This is a genomic window from Actinophytocola sp., assembly GCF_009379765.1.
Classification (GTDB): Bacteria; Actinomycetota; Actinomycetes; order Mycobacteriales; family Pseudonocardiaceae; genus Actinophytocola.
This window is the reverse complement of record NZ_WHTD01000149.1, coordinates 1-21,023: the sequence shown is the minus strand read 5'-3', so window position 1 is coordinate 21,023 and position 21,023 is coordinate 1. Positions and strand designations below refer to the sequence as shown.

The window sequence follows — 21,023 nt, the reverse complement described above, 5'->3', positions numbered from 1 at the left end:
TCATGCTGTGGCACCTGCCTCGCTCCGCTCGGCGTGGACCGCATTCGCACGAAGCAAAGTGGTTGCGTTGATCAGTCTGCTCATGCTGTGGCACCTGCCTCGCTCCGCTCGGCGTGGACGGCACTCGCACGAAGCAAAGTGGTTGGGTTGGTCAGTCGGCTCATGCCACCTGCTCCGGGGTCAGCTGGGACTCGACGATCTCGACGTAGGTCGGACACGTGTCGAGCAGTTGGCGGTGGGTGCCGACGCCGACGACCGATCCGTTGTCCAGCACGATGATCTGGTCGGCGTCGAGGATGGTGGTGACCCGCTGCGCGACGACGACGACCGCCGCGTGCTCGGTGTGCGGGCGCAGCGCGGCACGCAGCCGCGCGTCGGTCGCGACGTCGAGCGCGGAGAACGCGTCGTCGAACAGGTAGATCTCCGGCCGGTGGACCAGCGCCCGCGCGATGGACAGCCGCTGGCGCTGCCCGCCGGACACATTCGTGCCGCCCTGCGCGATCGGCGCCTCGAGCCCGCCGGGCATCTCCTCGACGAAGTCGCGGGCCTGCGCGATCTCCAAGGCCTGCCACAGCTCCTCGTCGGTGGCGTCCGGGTTGCCGTAGCGCAGGTTGCTCGCGACGGTGCCGGTGAACAGGTACGCCCGCTGCGGCACCAGGCCGATCCGGGCGCACAGCATGTCCGGGTCGAGCTCGCGCACGTCGACGCCGTCGACGAGCACGCTGCCCTCGGTCACGTCGATCAGCCGTGGGATCAGCGACATCAGCGTCGTCTTGCCCGTGCCGGTGCTGCCGACGATCGCGGTCGTCCTCCCCGACTCCGCGCGGAAGGAGATGTCGCGCAGCACGGGATCCGTCGCGCCGGGATAGCGGAACTCGACGCCGCGGAGCTCGAGGTCGGCGTGCCTGGTCAGCTCGCGCACCGGCGTCGCGGGCGGAACCACCGACGACTCGGTGTCGAGCACCTCGTTGATCCGCTCGGCGCAGACCGCCGCGCGCGGGATCATCATCGAGATGAACGTCGCCATCATCACCGACATGAGGATCTGGATCAGGTAGTTGAGGAACGCGGTGAGCGCGCCGATCTGCATCTCGCCGGCTTCGACGCGGTGCGCGCCGAACCACAGCACCGCGATGCTGGACCCGTTGAGGATGAGCATGACGGTCGGGAAGATCAGCGCCTGCAGCCGGCCGACCCGCAGGGCGGTGTCGGTGAGCTCGGCGTTGGCGTCGGCGAACCGGCGGGTCTCGGCGGGCTCGCGGACGAACGCGCGGACCACCCGGATGCCCGAGAGCTGCTCGCGCAGCACCCGGTTGACGTCGTCGATGCGGTCCTGCATCTTCCGGAACTGCGGCACCATCCGGGAGACGATCAGCCCGATGCAGATCACCAGCACCGGCACGCAGACCAGCAGCAGCCAGGACAGGCCGACGTCCTCCTGGAGCGCCATCACGACGCCCGCCACGCACATGATCGGCGCGGTGACGAACATGGTGAAGACCATCACCACGAGCAGCTGCACCTGCTGGACGTCGTTGGTGGTGCGGGTGATCAGCGACGGCGGCCCGAACCCGGCGACCTCGCGGGCGGAGAACTCCCCGACCCGGTGGAAGATCGCGGACCGGACGTCGCGCCCGAACGCCATCGCGCAGCGCGCGCCGAAGTAGACGGCGATGATGGAACAGACAATCTGGACTAGGGTGACGGTGAGCATCCAGCCGCCGGTGGAGACGATGTAACCGGTATCGCCCAAGGCGATGCCCTTGTCGATGATGTCGGCGTTGAGGCTCGGCAGGTACAGCGAGGCGATGGTGCCGATCAGCTGCAGCACGAGCACGATCGTGAGCTCGCGACGATATGGCCGCAGGTAGGTACGAAGCAAGCGGCTCAGCAAGGAGTCCCCCGTTGCGAAGAAACGAACCGTATCTAACATGGGGTAACGTACGCTACCCTGACAAGAAACGCAAAGTATCTTAAGAGGCAGGGTGACCGAGACGACGAGGTCCCGCAGGCGAGGCGCGGAGCTGGAGCACGCCATCCTCGACGCGGCGTGGGACGAGCTCACCGAGGTCGGCTATGCCGGCCTCACCATCGAGGCCGTCGCCACCCGGGCCGGGACGAGCAAGCCGGTGATCTACCGCCGCTGGTCCAACCGCGCCGAACTGGTGCTCGCCGCGTGGGGCCGGCATGTTCCCGTACGACAGGCGACCCCCGACACCGGCGCCCTCCGCACGGACCTGATCGCCATGTTCGCCCGCATCGCCCGCCGCGTCGACACGGTCATGCACGAGGTGGTGGCCGGCGTGATGGGCGAGGCGTTCCGCCACCCGGAGGTCGCCGGCCTGCTGCGCAAGCGCCTCGAGACCGCGCCGTTCGGTGACGTGGTCCGCACGGTCGTGGAACGCGCCGTCGCCCGGGGCGAGCTCCCCCCGGTCGACATGTCCTCCCGCGCCACCCGCCTGCCCCTGGACCTGGTCCGCGGCGAGTCGCTCCTCAAGGGCAACCCCATCACCGATGAGACGATCGCCGACCTGGTCGACGACGTGTACCTCCCCTTGCTGCGCGGCCTGCCCGGCCTTCCGGAACCCGACCCGGCCTCACCGTCGACTGTGGACTAACGGTCCAATGCCCGGCCGATCATCGGCTTCATGCTGCGGCTGAACTCCAGGTTCAGGTGGTTGGCGTCGTAGTAGACGACCACGTTCCCGACCACGGTGTAGCAGCGGCGCTTGTCGCAGAAGTAGTTGGTGAGGTCCACGAAGGACACTTCGGGGTTGCGGCTCGTGCTGGCCACTTCGGACAGTGGGTCCGGCGGCTGGGCGACGCGCCGGTCCACCGCGCACGCCGCCGGGTCGTCCGCGTTGAGGGACGCGCAGTCGAGCGCCCGGACCTCGGCGTTGAGCGGCGGGTCGGACAGGACCGCCACGCGGGCCCCGGCGTCGGTCCACTTCTTCCAGAACGGCTCGAGCCCCGCGCGGTACTGCTCGGTCTGCGAGCGGTCGGTGCCGTCGTCGGCGAACTCCTCGCGGGCGTAGAACGAGACGACCACCGCCGAGGGCGAGTCGTCCGCGATCACGTCGGCCATCTTGGCGGTCCACTCCATGCACGGCCTCGTGTTCGTCTCCGGCGCCGGCCCGTGGTAGCCGCTGAACTCGATGTCGGCGAACGGACAGCCGCCGAGGTAGCTCAGCTTGAGCACCCACCTGCGCTCGCGCGCGAGGTCGAACATCGGCCCCTGCCACTGCTGCGCGTGCGAGTCACCGACGAGCCACACCACCTCCGGCGACCGCGCGCCCCGGCTGAAGTCGCACACCAACGTGGTCTTCTTCGAGCCCACCATGTAGTCGTCGAGCGCCCGGCACTCGGGCGCGTTCTCGTAGTACTTGTTCGCCGGGCCCATGTCCACGACCCGCGCCGGCCCGAAGGGCTCTCTGCACTCGTTGGCGGGGATCCGCGCCTGGGCGCCGTGGCACGACACGGTCCGCTGGGCGGTCACCTCCACCTCCCGCTCGGCCTGGACGACGAGCCGGTCATAGGTCCAGGCCAGGCCGTAGGCGACCGTGGAGACCGCGACGAGCCCGGCGATCATGGCGGTGAAGGTGGCGCCGGTATGCCGGGTGAGCGCCATGCCCCGGTCCTCGACCAGGTACTTCGAGCCGAACGCCAGCAGGAGCGCCGCGCCGAGGACGGCGAACACGTACGGCGTGGGCAGCGTGCCCGCCCGCAGCACGTCCTTCAGCGCGAACGGTGCCAGCAGGATCAGCGGCCAGTGCCACAGGTAGAGCGAGTAGCTGATGTTGCCCACGAACTGCACCGGCCAGGACGCGGTCACCACCGTGTGCCACTGCCGTCCCGGCCGCTGCCCGGCGATGATCACCAGGGCCGTGCCCACGGTCGGGACCAGTGCGAGGGACCCGGGGAACGGGGTGTGGTGGTCGTAGCCGGCGGCCGAGCCGATGATCATGGCAAGGCCCGCGAACGACGCGAGGCCCGCGGCGATCCGGGGCAGCCCGAGCCGCGCGCCGGCCAGGGCGACGATCGCACCCAGAGCGAACTCCCACACCCGGACGGGGGTGACGAAGTACGCCTCGCTGGGCGAGGCCTGGGTGTAGTAGACGCTGAACGCGAGCGACCCGACGCCGACGACGGCGATCCCGATGAGCTGCGCGCTCCTGCGCCTGACCAGGAACAGCCCGAGCAGCAGCAGCGGCCAGACCAGGTAGAACTGCTCCTCGACCGAGAGCGACCAGTAGTGCTGCACGAGGCTCGCCGCCGCGTCCGCCGCGGAGTAGTCCACGGACTTGGCCGCGAGCAGCCAGTTCTCCCAGTACGTCGCGCTGGCGAAGGACTCCTGCGCGATGGCCTCCCAGCGCGGGTACGGCAGCAGGAAGTAGGCCGCGACCAGGCTGAACGCGAGCACGAGGAACGCGGCGGGCAGCAGCCGCCGGATGCGCCGGGCGTAGAAGCGGCCCAGCCGCACCCGCCCGGTGGCGACGATCTCGCGGTCGAGGTGCGAGCTGATCAGGAAGCCCGAGATGACGAAGAAGACGTCCACGCCGACGTAGCCGCCGGTGAGCGAGCCCGGCCACAGATGGTTGACCACGACCGCGAGCACCGCGATGGCCCGCAGCGCCTGGATGTCGGTACGGAACCCGCGCGAGGTCCGAGCGGCCTCGGTCCGCGGCGGGCCGCTCTCGCGGCGTTGCTCGGTGACCGTGTCCACGCTTTCGTCCCCCACTTGTCGCCCGTGCGGCGAACCCCCGACCGGCTAATTTACCCGACCAGCACGCCGGCTCACGTCGAGGCCGGGCCGTCCACTCCGACCTCCGGGGTGTGGCGTCCGCCAGGGGCGCCCTCGTCCGGCGCCGGGCCACCGGCGCGGGAAGGAGCGATGATGGGACGACCAGTGGTGCACTTCGAGATCATCGGGACCGATCCGGCGATGCTGCGCGGCTACTACGGCGACCTGTTCGGATGGGAGTTCGACACGGGCGGCGCGGTCGCCGAGGAGGTCTCGCGGGCGGGCGACTACGGGTTCGTGGCGCAGAGCGACGGGATCCCCGGCGGGGTCGGCGGCGGCGCGGGCTACGAGCGGCGGGTCCTGTTCTACGTGGGCGTGCCCGACGTCGAGGCCGCGCTCCGGAAGGCGGAGAGCCTCGGCGGGACGCGCCGGATGGGCCCGACGCGGACCTCCGAGTCGCTGGTGGTCGGGCACGTCACCGACCCCGAGGGCAATCTGGTCGGCATCGCGGGACCGGCGTGAGCACGCAGCGCCGACGTCATGAGGAGGGCACATGAAGTACCTGCTGCTGATCTACGGCAACACGGAGAACTGGGGGCATCCGATGTTCCTGCGGAACCCGGCGTTCCTGGCGTTGCCGGCGAACGAGCGGGCCGAGCTCGCCAGGCAGGCCGAGGCGCTGCGGGAGGAGATCACCGAGTCCGGTGAGCTCGTGGTCGGCGCGGCGCTCGCCGACCCGGTGACCGCGAGAACCGCCCGGCCGCGCGACGGCGTCCCGGCGACCACCGACGGTCCCTACCTCGAGGCGAAGGAGCAGCTGGCCGGGTACTTCGTGCTCGACTGCGACAGTCCGGAGCGGGCCGCCGAGATCGCGGCGCGCTTCCCCGACGCCCGGTTCACGGCCGTCGAGGTGCGCCCGATCATGGACATGGCCGGGCAAGAGATGTGACCACCGTCGGCGAGATCGAGGACCTGCTGCGCCGCCTGGCGCCGCGGGTCCTCGGCGCGCTCGTGCGGCGGTACGGGAACTTCGAGACCGCGGAGGACGCGGTGCAGGAGGCGCTGCTAGCCGCGGCGACGCAGTGGCCGGGCGAAGGGCTGCCCGACCGCCCGGACGGCTGGCTGGTCACGGTGGCGTCGCGCCGGATGACCGACCAGCTGCGCAGCGAGCAGGCGAGCAGGCGCAGGCTCGCGGCGCAGACCCAGCCGGACGAGCCGCCCGCGCCGCCCGCCGACACCGCCGCGCCGGCCGACGACACCCTGATCCTGCTGGTGCTCTGCTGCCATCCGAGCCTGACCCCGCCGTCCCAGGTCGCGCTGACCCTGCGCGCGGTCGGCGGTCTGACGACGGCGGAGATCGCGAAGGCGTTCCTGGTCCCCGAACCGACCACGGCCCAACGAATCAGCCGCGCGAAGCAACGCATCAGAGCGACCGGTGCCCGGTTCGTCCTGCCGCCCGAGCCGGACTTCCGCTCCGTACTGCACGTGCTGTACCTGATCTTCAACGAGGGCTACACCGCCAGCTCGGGTCCCGACCTGCACCGCACGGCCCTGTCCCGCGAGGCGATCCGCCTGACCCGAGCCGTCCGAGCCCTGCGCCCCGACGACGGCGAGGTGGCCGGCCTCCTTGCCCTGATGCTGCTGACCGACGCCCGCCGGCCGGCCCGCACCCACCTCGACGGCAGCCTCGTGCCACTGTCCGAACAGGACCGCCGACGCTGGCACCGCGCCGGGGTCGACGAAGGCCTCGCGCTCGTCACCGACACCCTGGCCCGCGCGCCGCTCGGCCCCTACCAGCTCCAGGCCGCGATAGCCGCGGTGCACGCGGAGGCCCGCCACGCCGAGGACACCGACTGGCCCCAGGTCGTGGCGCTGTACCAACTGTTGGAGGACCTGGACCCCAACCCGGTGGTGACCCTGAACCACGCGGTGGCGGTGGCGATGTCGGAGGGCCCCGAGGCCGGTCTGGCCCTGCTGGGCCCCCTGGACGACCAGCTGTCCGGCAACCACCGCCTGCACGCGGTCCGAGCCCACCTGCGGGAGATGACGGGCGACCTCGAAGCCGCGCGGGCGAGCTACGAGACCGCCGCCCGGCTGACGACCAGCCTCCCGGAACAGCACTACCTGCACACCCGCGCGGCCCGCCTCGTTGAACGACTGGCCGGTGACGCCTGACCCCCCGCGAGTCCCCCGTTCCGGCCGCGCGAGTCCCCGGTTCGTGACTGGCGAGTTTCGCCTTCCGGGCGTGCGAGTTCGGCTACGCGAGTCGAACCATCTCGGGCGCCAGCGCTCACGCAGTGCGGACTCGCGGTTCGGAACGGGGACTCATAGGTCATCTAGCTGCGGACGGTCCGCTCGGCGTCGTCGTGCCACGACAACCACTTGCGCAGCATCGGCGGCAGCCGCTTCTCCAGGCCGTACGGCTCAAGGTGGGCGTGGAACACCTCGCTGAACGCCCGCTCGACGCTGTCGGAGTCCCAGCTGTCCCGCTCCAGGATCGGGGACTTCAGGTACGGCTGCCCGACGAGGTGCAGCTGCGGCCCGTTGCACCGGATCATCTGCCCGGTCACCCCCAGGGAGAGGTCGCTGATCAGGAACGACACCAACGGCGCGACCATCTCCGGCGTGCGGTCCGGCGGGCAGTTGCGCAACGCGCGCTCGGAGCTCCGGACCATCCTCGTGTGCGCCAACGGGCACACGGCGTTCACCCGGATCCTGGCCGCCTCGAGGTCGAGCGCCCACGAGTAGGTCAGCGACGCGACCGCGCCCTTGCTCGCCGCGTAGGTGCCCAGCATCCGCTGGCCGAGCGAGGCGCCGGAGGAGATGTTCACGATCGACCCCCGGCGGCCCGCCATCGCGCGGACCGCGGCGAGACCCGTGTAGATGACGCCCAGCACGTTGACCTGGATCAGCTCGTGCGCGAGCCGCGGGTCCTCGTCCGCCGGGAGCGCCTCGTAGCTCACCCCGGCGTTGTTGACCAGGCCGTCGATCTGCCCGTACTCGCGCACGCAGAGATCGACGATGGCCTGCGCCTGCTCGGCGTCGGCCACCGAGTGGTCGCTGACCACCGCGCAGCCACCGGCGGACTCGATCGCGTCCACCGTCGACTCCGCGAGGTCGCGGTCGATGTCGTTGACCACCACGGCCGCCCCGACCTGGGCCAGGTGCGTCGCGAACGCCCGGCCCAACCCCTGCCCGGCTCCGGTGACCACCACCGCCCGACCGTCCAGTGACGTCATCACCATTGCCCCAACCACCAGCCCCGACATCCGCGGCGGCGGGACCGCCGCTCCTGGTTCACCCCAGTCTCCAGCCGAACCGCGACGACCCGCGGTGGTCCACGCCAGGAGGTCGCAGCGTGCGGTGAACGCGCAGCGAGCCGTTCGGTCGGGCGTAACGCGCGACCGAACTCGGTCGACGCGCCCGGCGGGACCGGCGCACCATTACGCCGTGGCTGACACCCTGCCCGGCGGGCACACCGCCAGGGCTCCCCGGCCCGACGACGTCGAGCACATCGCCGAGCTCGTCCGGTCCTACACGCTCGCGACCGTGGGGATCGCCGACTACACCGAGGACGACGCGCACGACGACCTCACCGAGCCGGGCTTCGACCCCGACCTCGACGGCAGGCTCGTCCTCGACCGGTCCGGGCGGCCGGCGGGCTACGCCACGACGTCCGGCAAGAGCGACAGCGACCAGGTCGGCATCGACGTGGTCGCCGCGGATCCCCTGGTCTCGCGCTGGTTGTTCGGCTGGTCGCTCGGCCGGGCCCGGGACATGGGGCGCGAGCGCGGCCACCCGCGGGTCACGGTCGACCACGGCGTCTACCGCGCCGACGAGGCGTTGCGCACCCAGCTGACGGCACACGGGTTCCACGTGGCCACGACGTTCCACCGGATGCGCGTCGACCACGCCCACTCGACGGCACCCCCCGAGCCGCCGGCCGGCGTCGTCCTGCGCCAGGCCACCGACGCGGCGACCCGCCGGGCCGCGCACACCGTGCTGACCACGGCGTTCGCCGAGCATTTCGGCTTCGTGCCCGAGCCGTACGAGTCCTGGCACGGGAACCTCGACCGGCGGTCCACCTTCGACTGGTCCCAGCTGTGGGTGGCCGAGCTCGACGGCCGCCCGGTCGGCGCCCTGGAGTGCAACGACCAGTTCGCCGACGACGAGCGCTGCGGGTACGTCGCCAACATCGGCGTGCTGCCCGACGCCCGCGGCCGTGGCGTAGCGAAGTACCTGCTCCGCCATGCCTTCGCGACCGACACGGCGGCCGGCCGGACGGGCACGATCCTGCACGTCGACTCCAACAACACCACCCCCGCACTCGGCCTCTACGAGTCGGTGGGCATGCACCCCTTCCTGGTGATCGACGTCTGGCGCCGAACGGTGGTCAGCACCTGAGCGCGACGGCGGCGCAGAGGTAACGGTCTGCTATCGGAGTCCCCGAACGAGCGTGTCGACCATCTGATATGACCCCGGTCGTTGATCTATTGACACTCTGGGTAGAGTGCGGCTCTGCCTGATCGACTTGGGGCCACCTAGGTGGTATGGCGGCAAGAGCGCGTTGTTCGGGGCTGAGCACAAGGAGGGGCATGACCAGCAGGTTCAAGCCCGCCCGCACGGGGGCGGCAGTCGCCGGGGTAGCGGCGATGATCATGATGGCCGCGGCCATCCCCGCGAGCGCGGAGCCCGCCACCGGCAAGGTGGACCGCGACCTCGACGTGATCGGCTACCAGGTCAACGTGGGCGACGACTGGCTGTCGGATCTCAACACGAACCTGATCGGGTTCCGCCTGTCCGACGGCACCGTGCTCAGCATGTACTGCGTCGAGATCGAGACCGACATCGACGCCGACCACGAGATGGTCGAGCAGCCCTGGGACGCCTACCCGAACGCGGACTCCCCGTTCCACGAGAACCGCGCCGAGATCAACTGGGTGCTGCACCACGGCTACCCGGCGCAGAGCCTCGACGCGCTGGCCGGAGTGCTGCCGGCGGCGCCCAACGACGGCATCGACGTCCTGGAGGCCATCGCCGCGACCCAGGCCGCCGTCTGGCACTACAGCGACGGGACCGACCTGAACCGCGACGACCCGCTGTCCGGTGACGGGTCGGACGAGGCAGCGGCGGCGGACGCCCTGGCCCTCTACGACTACCTGACCGGCGACGCGAACGTGGGCATCGGTGACCAGCCGACACCGGCGCTGGAGGTCGACCCGACCACGCTGTCCGGCGCGGCCGGCACCCGGATCGGGCCGTTCACGGTGACCACCACCGGTTCGGTCGACGAGCTCACCGCCGACCTACCCGACGGTGTGCAGATCACCGACGCGGACGGCAACGAGCTGGCCGCCGACGCGATCGAGAACGGCACCGAGCTGTACCTGGACGTCCCCGCGGGCGCTGTCGAGGGCTCCGGGACGTTCGAGCTGACCGCCTCGGCGCGGGTCGACACCGGCCGCCTGTTCGTCGGCAGGAACTACGACGAGCACCCGACGCAGTCGCTGATCGTGGCGACGGCCGAGGAGAGCCAGATCGCGGTGACCGCGGGTGCCGAGTGGACGGCGACCCCGCCGACCACCACGACACCGGGGGCGACACCCGCCCCGCAGCCGAAGAACACCGCCGAGCTGGCCGAGACCGGCGCGTCGGTCGTGGCGCCGATCGTGATCGGTGTGGTGCTGATCGGCGCCGGCGTGGGCTCGCTGCTGTTCCTGCGGCGCCGCCGCGAACGCGCCTGACCCGAGCGGTTCGACTCGTGGCCCTGTCCCGGAGCACCGGGGCAGGGCCACTGTCGTCGGTCCTGGCAGGTGTCAGCTGGCCCGGAGGGCGCGCAGCGGGTCGAGGAACATCTGGGCCTTGATGGCGCCCAGGGTCTGCGGGTTCTTGCCCGCGAGCGGGCGGGCCCGCTCGATCGCGGTAGCGCGCACCTCGTCCTCGGCGACCGCCCCGTCGACGAGGCCCGCCGCGGCCGCGGCCACGCCGCCGAACCGCCGGCCGGTGGTCATCGCCTCGACCGCCGCGTGCGGGGTGAGCTTGCACTGGATGAGGGCCGCCATGCCCGGCGTGAACGGGATGTTGATGTCGACCTCGGGCAGACAGAAGAACCCCCGGTCCGCCCGCATGACCCGGAAGTCGTGCGCGAGCGCGAACATCGCCCCCGCGGCGAACGCGTGCCCGGGGATCGCCGCGACCGTGGGCGCCGGGAGCTCCAGCATCCGCGCCAGCAGCCCCTGCACCCCGGCGACGTAGCTCCGCAGCTGTTCCCCGTGCTGCGCGAGCCACTCCAGATCGAGCCCGTTGGAGTAGATCCGCCCACTCGCGGTGGTGACGAGCGCCCGAGGCGCCGCGGCCTGCTCCACCTGGTCGAGCGCGGCGCCGACCTCGTCGACCCAGTCCGGATGGAACCGGTTCTCCCCGTCCCCGAGGTCGAGCACGAAGACGTCATCGTCACGAGTCAGCTTTGGCACGGCACTCTCCCGAACAGCGGCAACCGGTACGAGTCCTCACGATACTGACGAGTAACCCCGGCTGGACAGGCGATCCGGGTCAGTAGGCACGCTTGGGCATCAACGCCCACAGCACGAGGTAACCGACGAACTGGGGTCCGGGCAGCAGGCACGACAGCACGAACACCAGCCGCACCGTGCTCACCTTCCAGCCGTAGCGCGCCGCCAGTCCCGCGCAGACGCCCGCGATCATCTTCTGGCTCTGGGGCCTGGTCAATGTGGTCATGACTCCACCATCCCCGCGCCTGAACCGCCCCGGCATCGAGGAGAACCCTGATTTCCCCCGGACCGTCACCCCGAACTACCCCGCGAGCTCGGCGGCGACCTCGTGCAACGCGGCGAGCATGGCGGCGATCTGTGGACCGCGGCGGCTGCCGGCGCGTACCGCGACCGAGACCGTGCGGGTCAGCTCCAGGTCGGCGATCTCCCGCAGCTCGATGTCCGCGGACATCGACTCCAGCGCCAGCCTCGGCACGATCGACACGCCCAGCCCGGCCCGCACCAGCGCGAAGATCACCGTGTAGTCGGAGCTGATGAAGTCCAGCCGCGGCTCGAACCCGGCGGCGGCGCAGGCCCGCGCCAGCATCGCGCGCAGCGTGTCGTCCTGCGACGCGGCGATCCACGGCTGGTCGGCGAGCGAGGCCAGGGGCAGCGGGCCCGGGCCAGCGCGCAGGTCCGCGGGCAGGTCCGCGGGCAGTGCCAGCAGCAACGGCTCGGTCACCAGCGGCTCGGTCTCCACCGCCACGTCCCGCACCCCGGGCAGCAGGCTGTACTCGTACACCAGCGCGACGTCGATCCGCCCGCCCCGCAACGCCTCCAGGGCATCGGCGGTCTCCTGCTCGGACAGCCGCACGCGAAGGTCGGGATGTGCGGCCCGGCACCTCGCGATCGCGTCCGCCGCGAGTGCCCGCGCCGCGGTGGGGAACGCGGCGAGCCGCAGCACCCCGCGCACCGTCGAGGTCAGCGCGGCGACACTCGCGCTCGCGCGCTCCAACTCGGCGAGCACCTGCTCGGTGTGCTCGACGAGCACCAGCGCGGCCTCGGTGAGCACCAGCCGCCTGCCGTCCCGGAAGTACAGCGGCGTGCCGGCTTCCCGTTCCAGGACGGCGAGTTGCTGCGACACCGCCGAGGGCGTGAGCGAGCAGGCCCTCGCCGCGGCGGCGATGGTTCCCTGGCGGGCCAGCTCGCGGAGGAGCCGCAACCGGTGCACGTCCAACATGTAGCCCAACTTACGACCCAGGCAAGAAATCGTCACTGGATCTGGACGTCGATCGGGCGCACCCTGGCCGTATGAGCCTTCCTCTCCCGGCGCCGGCCGGTGCCGAGCACGACGTGCGGGTCGCCGGCCTGCGGGCCTGGATGGCCGAGGTGGGCGCGCACGCGTTCGTCGCGGTGAGCCCCGAGAACGTCTACTACCTGACCGGACTCGACCACCTCGGCTACTTCGCGTTCACCGCGGTGCTGATCCCGGCCGGCGGCACGGCGCCCGTCGTCGTGACCCGCGAGATGGAGCGCCCGACGGTGCGGGCCCAGCTGCCCGGCCACCGGCACGTGACGTTCCCCGACGGCGACGACCCGGCGGCCGCGGTGGCCGGCGCGCTGGCCGGGCTCGTGCCGCCGGGCGGGCTCATCGCGGTCGAGGAGGAGGCGATGTTCTTCCCGCCGTCGATCCGCGCCGGGCTCGACCGCGCGCTGGCCGAGCGACGCTGGGTGGACGGCACCGGCGTGCTGGCCACGGTCCGCGCGGTCAAGACGCCGCTCGAGATCGGCGACATCCGGCGCGCGGCCGCGGTCTCGGACGCGGCGATGGCCGCCGGCATCGGCGCCGCGCGGCCGGGCGCGCCGGAACGGGACGTGGCCGCGGCGGTCCACCACGCGATGTTCGCGGCCGGCGGCCAGCCGCCCGGCTTCACCCCGCTCATCCGTCCACTGTGGATGCTGGAGCAGGAGCACGTCTCCTGGGGCGACCGGACCGTGGCCGACGGCGTGTTCCTCGAGCTGTCCGGGTGCGTCCGCCGCTACCACGCGCCCATGAGCCGGACCGTCTACACCGGACCCGTGCCGGCCGGCGCGGTGCAGGCGCATGCCGCGGCGACCGCCGGGCTCGACGCGACGCTCGACGCGCTGCGGCCGGGCACGACCACGGGCGAGGTGTACGCGGCGTGGCGGCGCGCGGTCGCCGGCACGTCGGCGGCGACCTGGCCGTCCCGCCACCACTGCGGCTACCTGGTCGGCATCGGCTTCCCGCCCAGCTGGGTCGGCGGTGGGCAGGTGCTCGGGATCCGCGCGGGCGGCGAGGTCGAGATCACCGCCGGGATGACCTTCCACCTGATGTCGTGGGTGACCGAGCCGACCGGCCACGTGGTGTCCGACACGGCGCTCGTCACCCCGACCGGCGCGGAGCTGCTCACCACGACCACCCGCGAGCTGATCGCGGTGTCCTGAAAGGGGACTCGATGCGGATCACCGAACTGCGGGCCACGCCGGTGGCGGTGCCGTACCTGGCCGACGAGGTGTGGGCGTTCGGCCGCCGGCGCGGCCAGGTCAGCGTGCTGCTCGAGGTCGAGACCGACGAGGGGCTGGTAGGGCTCGGCGAGGCCGCCGGGTACCCGTCCGCCGGTATCGTGCTCGCGGTCCTGGAAAGCCTGCGGCCACTGGTGATCGGGGCGGACGCGTTCCAGATCGAGCGGCTGGTGCGGCGGATCGAGCTCGTCGGCACCTGGCATCACGTCAAGGCGACCAGCCCGGCGATCGCCGCGGTCGAGATGGCCTGCTGGGACCTCGTCGGCAAGGCGTGCGGGCAGCCGCTGGTGAACCTGCTCGGCGGCCGGTTCCACGACCGCGTCGAGTTCTTCTACTACGTCGCGCGGAACGCGCCGGAGGAGGTGGCGGCGGAGGCGAAGCGCGCCACCGGGGCCGGGTTCACCACCTGCTACCTGAAGGTCGGCGCGGACGACCCGCGGACCGACATCGAGCGGGTCGCCGCGCTGCGCGACGGCGCCGGGCCGGACATGGCGCTGCGGGTGGACGCCAACGAGGCGTGGTCGCCGGGCGCGGCGGTGCGGATGATCACCGAGCTGGAGCGCTTCGGGCTCGAGCTCGTCGAGCAGCCGGTGTCCGGGCGCAACCTCGCCGAGATGGCCTACGTGCGCGGCCGGATCGGCACTCCCCTGCTGGCCAACGAGGCGAGCTGGACGCGCTACGACCAGCTCGCGGTGATCCGGGCGGGCGCCGCGGACGCGCTGTCGGTGGACAACCAGATGGACGGCGGGCTCCTCAACGTCAAGCGCTCGGCCGGGATGTGCGAGGCGGCCGGGCTGCCCGTGGTCAAGCACAGCCTCGGCGAGCTCGGCGTCGCCCTCGCCGCCGCGACCCACGCGATCGCCGCGACGCCCAACTTCCGGTACGCCAACCAGGCCTACGGCGCACTGCTCGCCGACGACGTCACCGACGGCTTCGGCGGCGGTATCGAGTCCTATGTGGACGGAACGCTGGCCGCCCCGGACGGGCCGGGTCTCGGCGTCCGGTTGGACCCGGACAAGGTCGCCACCTACGCGGAGCTGTACCGGACCGAGGGCGCGGACTTCGCCTTCCACGACGAGGATGTGCTGACCCGCTCCCCGGCCCTGCCCAAACGCTGACGGCCGCTCGGTCCCCCGGCTTGTGGAAGGCGGCGCGGTAGCTGTCGGGACTGGTGCCGACGATCCGCTTGAACCGGTCGCGGAAGGCGGTCGGTGACCCGAAGCCGACCTGCACGGCTATCCGGTCGACGGGTTGCCGGTGGCTTCGAGCGGGTACTGCGTCTGCGGATCCGGGCCCGGTGCAGCCGCTGCGGCGGCGTGGTGGTGGTGCCGGTCTGCCCGCGGCAGCGGCGGTTGAGGGTGCGGGTGCTCATTCCGGCGTCGGCGGCTGGTCGCCCTCGCGTTCCAGAGGCATGACGGACAGGCGCGACGGCCGCGACCGCGGAACCGTGGTCGCGGCGAACCAGGTGCGGGCACAGGTCCAGCCCCTGCCGCCGTTCAGCGGGCCGCGTCGAGGGCGGCGGCCTCCTCGGGGCTCGGCGCGGTGCCACCGAGGTGGGTGGGCAGCCACCACGCCTCGCCACCCGGGTCGCGGGCGTCCGGGTAGTCCCGTTGGGCCTCGTCGAGCAGTGCGGACATCCTGGTGCGCAGGTCGTTGGTGAGCTCGTCCAGGTCGTCGTCCACGCTCGGGTGGAACGGCTCGCCCGCCCGGATCAGCACCGGCACGTGGCGCTGGGTGAGGTTGCGCGGCCGGCCCTTGGTCCAGAGTCGCTGGCTGCCCCACACGGTCATCGGGACAACCGGCACGCCGGCCTCCACGGCCATCCGCACCGCGCCGGTCTTGATCGGCTTCACGGTGAACGACCGGCTGATGGTGGCCTCCGGGAACACCCCGACCACCTCGCCGGACCGCAGCGCGGCCACCGCCTCCCGGTAGGAGGCCTGCCCGGCCGACCGGTCGACGGAGATGTGCCGCATGCCCCGCATCAGCGGCCCGGCGATCCGGTTGGCGAAGATCTGCTGCTTGGCCATGAACCGGGTCTTGCGCCCGACCGGCAGCCCGGCCAGCCCGCAGAAGACGAAGTCCAGGTAGCTGACGTGGGTGCAGGCGAGCACCGCGCCGCCGGTGACCGGTATGTGCTCGGTGCCCTTCAGGTCCAGCTTCAGGTCGAGCACCCGGAACAGGGTCTTGCAGCCCAGGATCACCGGCGGGTAGACGAGCTCCACTCGTACCTCATTTCGACGCGGGCTGCCCGTTTCGCACGGATCGCTCCCCAGCCATCTTCGCACTCGCCCCGCTCAAGGTGCCACGCCCGCCGTGTCGTCCCGTCACGTCGCCGTGTCGACTTGGTGCGGCGTCGCGTGGGCGCGCGGCACCGCGGAGGCCGGCCACATGGGCACCGCCACCGGACGACACGGCTACGTGACCAGACGACACGCCTACGCCAGCGGACGACACAGCCACGGGGCGAGTCGACACAGCTACGCCAGCGGACGACACAGCCACGGGGCGAGTCGACACGCCTACGCCAGCGGACGACACGGCACCGACGTGGGGCGACACGGTGACCTGGTGGTCACTGCGGGGCGTCACTCGTTGTGGAGCACCTCGGCGATCGTGGTCCGCGCGGCGCCTCTCGCCGGGATGAGGGCACCGAGCACGGCGATGGCGATCCCTGCCAGCGCCAGCAGGGCGAGCATCGGCGCGCGGTACACGTCCATCACGAAGTCGAAGACGTCGGACTGCGCCGCTCGCATCATGGCCGGGGCGACCAGCTGGTGCGCCAGGAACCCCAGCGGCACGCCGAGCAGCCCGCCGACCACGCCCAGCGCCCCCATCGAGGTCACCATCATCACCACGACCTGGCGCGGCGTCATCCCGATCGACTTGAGCATGCCCAGGTCACGGCGGCGCTCGCGGGCGTTGAGGACGACCGTGTTGAACACCCCGAGGGCCGCGACGGCGGCCAGCACCAGGGTCAGGAGCGTGGCGGAGCTGATGAGCACCACTGCCATGTCCGAGGTGCCGTCGCGCGGCGGCACCACCTCCAGTCCCGGGTCACCGGCCGTGACCCCGGCGGAGTAGACCTGCTGGTCGGTGCCGGGCTCGAGCTGGACCTGGTAGATGTCGGCCCGCGCGTCCGGCGCGAGGAGCATCAGGGTCGACCAGTCGGCGAAGATCGTGTCGGCGTTGTTGGTCAGGACGACGCCGACGAGCCGCAACGGCGTGCGTTGCCCGTCCCGCTCCGCGGTGATGGTGTCGCCGAGGGAGAGCCCGCGCTGGTTCAGGAACCTCGAGGGAACCGCCACCTGGCCCGCGCCGTCGGGCTACCGCCCCTCCAGCACCTGGGGAGCGAGCTCGGTGGCCTCTCCCCGGTAGAACTGGACCGAGGCGCGCTGCCCCCCGACCACCTCGACCTCCTGCCCCGCCACGGCCGCGACGTGCACCGCGCCGGGCAGCGAGCGCAGCAGCGCCTCGTCCTCGCCGTCGCTCAGCTGCGGCTCGACGCCGGCTTCCGGACCGCCGGGGCGCACGGGTAGGTCGGCCGGCATTCCCGCCAGCACCTCGATCCGATCGGGATGTGCCGGTCTCATCGCGTCGTTGTACGCGGTCACCGACATCGTCACACCGATCGCGAGCGTCACGGTCGTGACGCCCAGGACGACGGCGGCCAAGGTCAGCGCGCTGCGCGCCGGGCGGGCGAACGGCACGCCGAGGCCGAGGCTGACCGAGCGCGGCAGCCGGGTGCCGCTGAGCCACCGCTGGACGGCGAGCGCCCGCCCGACGCGCTGCGAGCTGCCCGCGCTGATCGCCTCGGCCGCCGGCAGCCCGCGGGCCCGCAGCGCGGACAGCAGCGCGGCCAGGGCGACCACGGCCGGCGTGCCCAGCAGCGCGACGGCGTCCACCCATAGGTCGATGCCGAACTCGCTGCCGTAGGCCGAGAACGCGTCCGAGAGCATGGGCCGCCCGACGATGTTGCCCAGGACCGTGCCGAGCACGCAGCCGATGACGGAGGGGACGGTGACCATCACCAGGTAGACCGCCATCACCTGGTTCGGGGTGAACCCGATGGCCTTGAGCACGCCGATGTGCCGGAACCCGGCCACGACCGCCCCGCTGATCACGTTGCCCACGATCAGGACGGCCACTACCAGCCCGAGGAGGCCGAAGACGACCAGGAAGGGGATGTACGGCGCCGCCTCGGAGCTGATCCGCTGCTTGAGGGTGAGGTAGGACTGCGAGCCGAGCACGGCGTTCGGGGGCAGCCCGGCCGTGACGGCGGCCGCACCGGCACTGACCTGTGCCTCGGTCGCGGCGTCGGTGAAGCGGTACAGCATCTCGGTGTCGGTCGGGTGCAGCGCCGCCAGCTGGTCGGGGGTGACCCAGGCGTCGGCCGACCCGCTCACCGAGTACGCGAAACCCACGACGGTGAGCGTGACGCCCCCAGGCAGGTCGACCCGGGTCCCCAGGTCCACCGGGTCGGAGATGCCCGGTCTGACGTTCAGGACGATCTCGCCCGGTTCGGTGGCCCACCGGCCCTGCCACACGTTGAGCCGGTCAACGGGGCCGCCGGGGTCCGCGCGCCCCACGGTGGTCAGGCTGGGCGGCAGGAACGAGGCCCCGCCGGCCGAGGTGTCGAGGCTGACCTGGCCGAACGGTCCGGCCACCGCCTCGACCTCCGGCGCCTCGGCGGCCCGGGTGAGCGCGGCGCCGGACACCGCGGTGCCGTCGAACGCCACGACCAGGTGCGCACCGCTCTGCTGGGTGTGCGCGCGGTCGAACGGGGCCGACGCCGAGGCCAGCAGGCCGAGCGCGACCACGATCGTCGCCGTCGAGATCCCGACCACCAGGCCGATGACGGTCGTCTGGAACCTGCGCCGCCGCACCGCGGCACGCGAAACCCGCCACACGGAGCTCACGACAACCGCTCCAGTCCGGCCTCGCGCGCGACCTTGCCGTCGACGACCTCGACCGTCCGGCTGGCGCAGCGGGTGGCGAGCCGCTCGTCGTGCGTCACCAGCAGGAGCGTCTGACCGATCTGGTTGAGGTCGAGCAGCAGGTCCATGACCTGCTCGCCGGACCGGCTGTCCAGCGCCCCGGTCGGCTCGTCGGCCAGCAGCAGGGCCGGCCGGTTCATCAGCGCCCGCGCGACCGCGACCCGCTGCCGCTCCCCACCGCTGAGCTGGGCCGGGTAGATGTTCTTCCGGCCGGCGATGCCGAGCTCACCCAGCAGCTCCAGCGCGCGCCTGCGGGCCTGGGTGGCCGAGGTCCCGGTCAGCTGCGCGGCCAGCGCGATGTTGTCCAGCGCAGGGAGGTCGTCGAGCAGGTTGAAGAACTGGAAGATCATGCCGATCCGGCGGCGGCGGAACAGGGCCAGGCCGGTCTCGTTCATCGTCCCCAGGTCGTCGCCGTTCACGACCACGGATCCGGAGGTCGGCCGGTCCAGCCCGGCCACCAGGTTCAGCAAGGTGGACTTGCCGCTGCCCGAAGGGCCCATCACCGCGACCGCCTCCCCGGCGCGGATCTCGAGCGAGACCCCGTCCAGGGCGACCGAGTCGCTGTACTCCTTGCGCACGTCGGTCAGCTTCACGACCGCCTGGCCGGTGCTGTCATCACTGGTCACGGTTCGCAATCCTGGGGCGGCGGGCGCGGTGCCGGCATCGGTCCGCGGAGGTATCCGCTCGGCCGGGTCATCCCGGGGATGTAGGCGCTGGCCCCGGGGGATGATGCGGAGCTCCCGGCGTCCTGGGAGAGTTGTGCCGTGTGGGATCTGGTTGTCGCGGCGGTGGCGTGCTTGGCGGCCGCGTTGCTCGCCGCACGACTCGTCCGTGCCCGGCGCGCTTTCGCCAAGGCGCTGGAGGAGCGTGGCTGGCTCCTGGAGCGGGAGCGCGAGAGCGCGGCCCAGAACGCGGTCGACGCCGAGCGCGCCCGGATCGCCCGGGAGCTGCACGACATCGTCAGCCACAACGTGAGCGTCATGGTGGTCCAGGCCGGGGCGGCCCGCAGGGTGCTCGCCACGGAACCCGACCAGGCCGCGGCGGCCCTGCAGGCCGTCGAAGCGGCCGGGCGGGACACGATGACCGAGCTGCGTCACCTGCTCGGCGTGCTCGCGCCACCGGCCGACGGTGCGGAGCAGGCGGAGCTGTCGCCGCAGCCCAGCCTGAGCCGGCTCAGCCCGCTGATCGACCGCATCGCGTTCGCCGGGCTGCCGGTGGAGGTCCGCATCTCCGGTGAGCCCCGGCCGCTCCCGTCCGGTGTGGGCCTGACCGCGTACCGGATCATCCAGGAGGCGCTGACCAACGCGCTCAAACACGGCGACGGGGCGGCGCGGGCGGAGGTGACGGTGCGGTACGCGGACCACCACCTGCGGGTGGAGGTGCTGAACAGCGGCCCCAGCATGCTGTCCGGCGGCCGGAGCGCCCCCGCGTCATCGGCGCCGGGCGAGGAGGGGCGCGGCTTGCTCGGGCTGCGCCAGCGGGTGCGGGTGTTCGGCGGCGACCTGGATGCCCGGCGACGGCTGGGCGGCGGGTTCCGGGTCCGGGCACGGATCCCGCTGGACCGGCCATGACGGATCCGCGGCCGCGGGTCGTCATCGCCGACGACCAGGCCCTCGTACGCACGGGCTTCCGGATGATCCTCACCTCGGGCGGCATCGACGTCGTCGGTGAGGCCGCCGACGGCGCCGAGGCGGTGGCGGCGGTCCGCAAGCTGCGCCCGGACGTGGTGCTCATGGACATCCGGATGCCGAACATGGACGGTCTGGACGCCGCCCGCCGCATCCTCGAGCAGTCCCCCGGCTGCAGGGTGCTCATGCTGACCACCTTCGACCTCGACCGCTACGTGTACGCCGCCCTCGCCGCCGGTGCCAGCGGCTTCCTGCTCAAGGACGTCACCCCCGAGCACCTCGTCGCCGCGGTGCGCCTGGTCGACACCGGCGACGCCCTGCTGGCCCCGTCGATCACCCGGCGGTTGGTGAAGCGCTTCGCCTCGGGCGGCGACCGGCCGCCCGCGATCCACCGGGAGCTCTCCGCCCTGACGCCACGGGAGCTGGAAGTCCTGACCCTGATGGGCCGCGGCAACTCCAACGCCGAGCTGGCCGAGGAGCTCACTCTCAGCGAGGCGACGGTGAAGACGCACGTGGCCCGCATCTTCGCCAAGCTGACCCTCCGCGACCGCGCCCAGGCCGTCGTCCTGGCCTACGAGACGGGCCTCGTCTCCCCCGGCGACGCGACCGAAGAGGCCACCCC

General features: G+C 72.2%; 20 protein-coding genes. 10 read left to right on the top strand and 10 right to left on the bottom strand.

Annotated features, from left to right (window positions below; genetic code table 11):
* Window positions 1–160: 160 nt before the first annotated feature.
* Window positions 161–1,894 (bottom strand): ABC transporter ATP-binding protein, encoded by a 1,734-nt coding sequence (locus GEV28_RS33135; RefSeq protein ID WP_291416723.1) that lies wholly within the window; start codon window positions 1,892–1,894, stop codon window positions 161–163.
* 91 nt (window positions 1,895–1,985) lie between these two features.
* On the opposite strand from GEV28_RS33135, the gene GEV28_RS33130 reads away from it, so the two are divergent.
* Entirely contained in the window at window positions 1,986–2,618 is a 633-nt protein-coding gene (locus GEV28_RS33130; RefSeq protein ID WP_291416721.1) for a TetR/AcrR family transcriptional regulator, read from the top strand.
* On the opposite strand, the gene GEV28_RS33125 is transcribed toward GEV28_RS33130, so the two are convergent.
* Window positions 2,615–4,723, bottom strand: a complete 2,109-nt coding sequence (locus GEV28_RS33125; protein WP_291416719.1) for an acyltransferase family protein — start codon at window positions 4,721–4,723, stop codon at window positions 2,615–2,617. The genes GEV28_RS33130 and GEV28_RS33125 overlap by 4 nt on opposite strands.
* A gap of 168 nt (window positions 4,724–4,891) precedes the next feature.
* Between GEV28_RS33125 and GEV28_RS33120 the strand changes: the two genes are divergently transcribed.
* The 3 genes from GEV28_RS33120 to GEV28_RS33110 are packed head-to-tail and all read left to right on the top strand — an operon-like array spanning window position 4,892 to window position 6,916.
* Window positions 4,892–5,263 (top strand): VOC family protein, encoded by a 372-nt coding sequence (locus GEV28_RS33120; RefSeq protein ID WP_291416717.1) that lies wholly within the window; start codon window positions 4,892–4,894, stop codon window positions 5,261–5,263.
* Between the two features lie 31 nt (window positions 5,264–5,294).
* A complete protein-coding gene (locus GEV28_RS33115; RefSeq protein ID WP_291416715.1) occupies window positions 5,295–5,690 on the top strand; it encodes a YciI family protein in 396 nt (131 codons plus the stop codon).
* The gene (locus GEV28_RS33110; RefSeq protein WP_291416713.1) at window positions 5,687–6,916 is read left to right on the top strand and encodes a sigma-70 family RNA polymerase sigma factor; all 1,230 of its coding nucleotides are present in this window, start codon (window positions 5,687–5,689) and stop codon (window positions 6,914–6,916) included. Before GEV28_RS33115 ends, GEV28_RS33110 begins: the two co-directional genes overlap by 4 nt.
* Before the next feature lie 161 nt (window positions 6,917–7,077).
* On the opposite strand, the gene GEV28_RS33105 is transcribed toward GEV28_RS33110, so the two are convergent.
* Complete coding sequence (locus tag GEV28_RS33105; RefSeq protein ID WP_291416712.1) at window positions 7,078–7,986, bottom strand: SDR family NAD(P)-dependent oxidoreductase; 909 nt, start codon at window positions 7,984–7,986, stop codon at window positions 7,078–7,080.
* A gap of 205 nt (window positions 7,987–8,191) precedes the next feature.
* Between GEV28_RS33105 and GEV28_RS33100 the strand changes: the two genes are divergently transcribed.
* On the top strand, window positions 8,192–9,145 hold the full coding sequence (locus tag GEV28_RS33100; RefSeq protein WP_291416710.1) for a GNAT family N-acetyltransferase: 954 nt from the start codon (window positions 8,192–8,194) through the stop codon (window positions 9,143–9,145).
* 191 nt (window positions 9,146–9,336) lie between these two features.
* Window positions 9,337–10,485: a thioester domain-containing protein gene (locus GEV28_RS33095; RefSeq protein WP_291416708.1), complete on the top strand. Its 1,149-nt coding sequence runs from the start codon at window positions 9,337–9,339 to the stop codon at window positions 10,483–10,485.
* A 72-nt stretch (window positions 10,486–10,557) separates the two neighbouring features.
* Here GEV28_RS33095 and GEV28_RS33090 read toward each other — a convergent pair whose 3' ends face one another.
* From GEV28_RS33090 to GEV28_RS33080, 3 genes are all read right to left on the bottom strand, one after another.
* A complete protein-coding gene (locus tag GEV28_RS33090) occupies window positions 10,558–11,214 on the bottom strand; it encodes an enoyl-CoA hydratase-related protein (RefSeq protein WP_291416706.1) in 657 nt (218 codons plus the stop codon).
* 79 nt (window positions 11,215–11,293) lie between these two features.
* On the bottom strand, window positions 11,294–11,479 hold the full coding sequence (locus GEV28_RS33085; RefSeq protein ID WP_291416704.1) for a PspC domain-containing protein: 186 nt from the start codon (window positions 11,477–11,479) through the stop codon (window positions 11,294–11,296).
* A 75-nt stretch (window positions 11,480–11,554) separates the two neighbouring features.
* Window positions 11,555–12,472, bottom strand: a complete 918-nt coding sequence (locus tag GEV28_RS33080) for a LysR family transcriptional regulator (protein ID WP_291416702.1) — start codon at window positions 12,470–12,472, stop codon at window positions 11,555–11,557.
* Window positions 12,473–12,543: 71 nt separating this feature from the next.
* On the opposite strand from GEV28_RS33080, the gene GEV28_RS33075 reads away from it, so the two are divergent.
* A complete protein-coding gene (locus GEV28_RS33075) occupies window positions 12,544–13,698 on the top strand; it encodes a Xaa-Pro peptidase family protein (RefSeq protein ID WP_291416700.1) in 1,155 nt (384 codons plus the stop codon).
* A gap of 11 nt (window positions 13,699–13,709) precedes the next feature.
* Window positions 13,710–14,894 carry a mandelate racemase/muconate lactonizing enzyme family protein gene (locus GEV28_RS33070; RefSeq protein ID WP_291416698.1) on the top strand — a complete coding sequence of 395 codons (1,185 nt, stop codon included), beginning with the start codon at window positions 13,710–13,712 and terminating at the stop codon, window positions 14,892–14,894.
* Between the two features lie 378 nt (window positions 14,895–15,272).
* Here GEV28_RS33070 and GEV28_RS33065 read toward each other — a convergent pair whose 3' ends face one another.
* The 4 genes from GEV28_RS33065 to GEV28_RS33050 all read right to left on the bottom strand — a co-directional run bounded on the left by GEV28_RS33065 (window position 15,273) and on the right by GEV28_RS33050 (window position 19,399).
* A complete protein-coding gene (locus GEV28_RS33065; protein WP_291416696.1) occupies window positions 15,273–16,001 on the bottom strand; it encodes a 1-acyl-sn-glycerol-3-phosphate acyltransferase in 729 nt (242 codons plus the stop codon).
* Window positions 16,002–16,364: 363 nt separating this feature from the next.
* Complete coding sequence (locus GEV28_RS33060; protein WP_291416694.1) at window positions 16,365–17,084, bottom strand: ABC transporter permease; 720 nt, start codon at window positions 17,082–17,084, stop codon at window positions 16,365–16,367.
* 18 nt (window positions 17,085–17,102) lie between these two features.
* Window positions 17,103–18,695, bottom strand: coding sequence for an FtsX-like permease family protein (locus GEV28_RS33055; protein ID WP_291416692.1), 1,593 nt, complete (start codon window positions 18,693–18,695; stop codon window positions 17,103–17,105).
* A complete protein-coding gene (locus tag GEV28_RS33050; RefSeq protein WP_291416689.1) occupies window positions 18,692–19,399 on the bottom strand; it encodes an ABC transporter ATP-binding protein in 708 nt (235 codons plus the stop codon). The genes GEV28_RS33055 and GEV28_RS33050 overlap by 4 nt, the downstream gene beginning before the upstream one ends.
* A 138-nt stretch (window positions 19,400–19,537) precedes the next feature.
* Here GEV28_RS33050 and GEV28_RS33045 point away from each other — a divergent pair, with 138 nt between their 5' ends.
* Together GEV28_RS33045 and GEV28_RS33040 are read left to right on the top strand one after the other, a co-directional pair.
* Window positions 19,538–20,344: a histidine kinase gene (locus GEV28_RS33045; protein ID WP_291416687.1), complete on the top strand. Its 807-nt coding sequence runs from the start codon at window positions 19,538–19,540 to the stop codon at window positions 20,342–20,344.
* Window positions 20,341–21,023: response regulator transcription factor (locus tag GEV28_RS33040; protein WP_291416685.1), on the top strand; the 683-nt coding region annotated here is incomplete at its 3' end. The genes GEV28_RS33045 and GEV28_RS33040, both read left to right, overlap by 4 nt.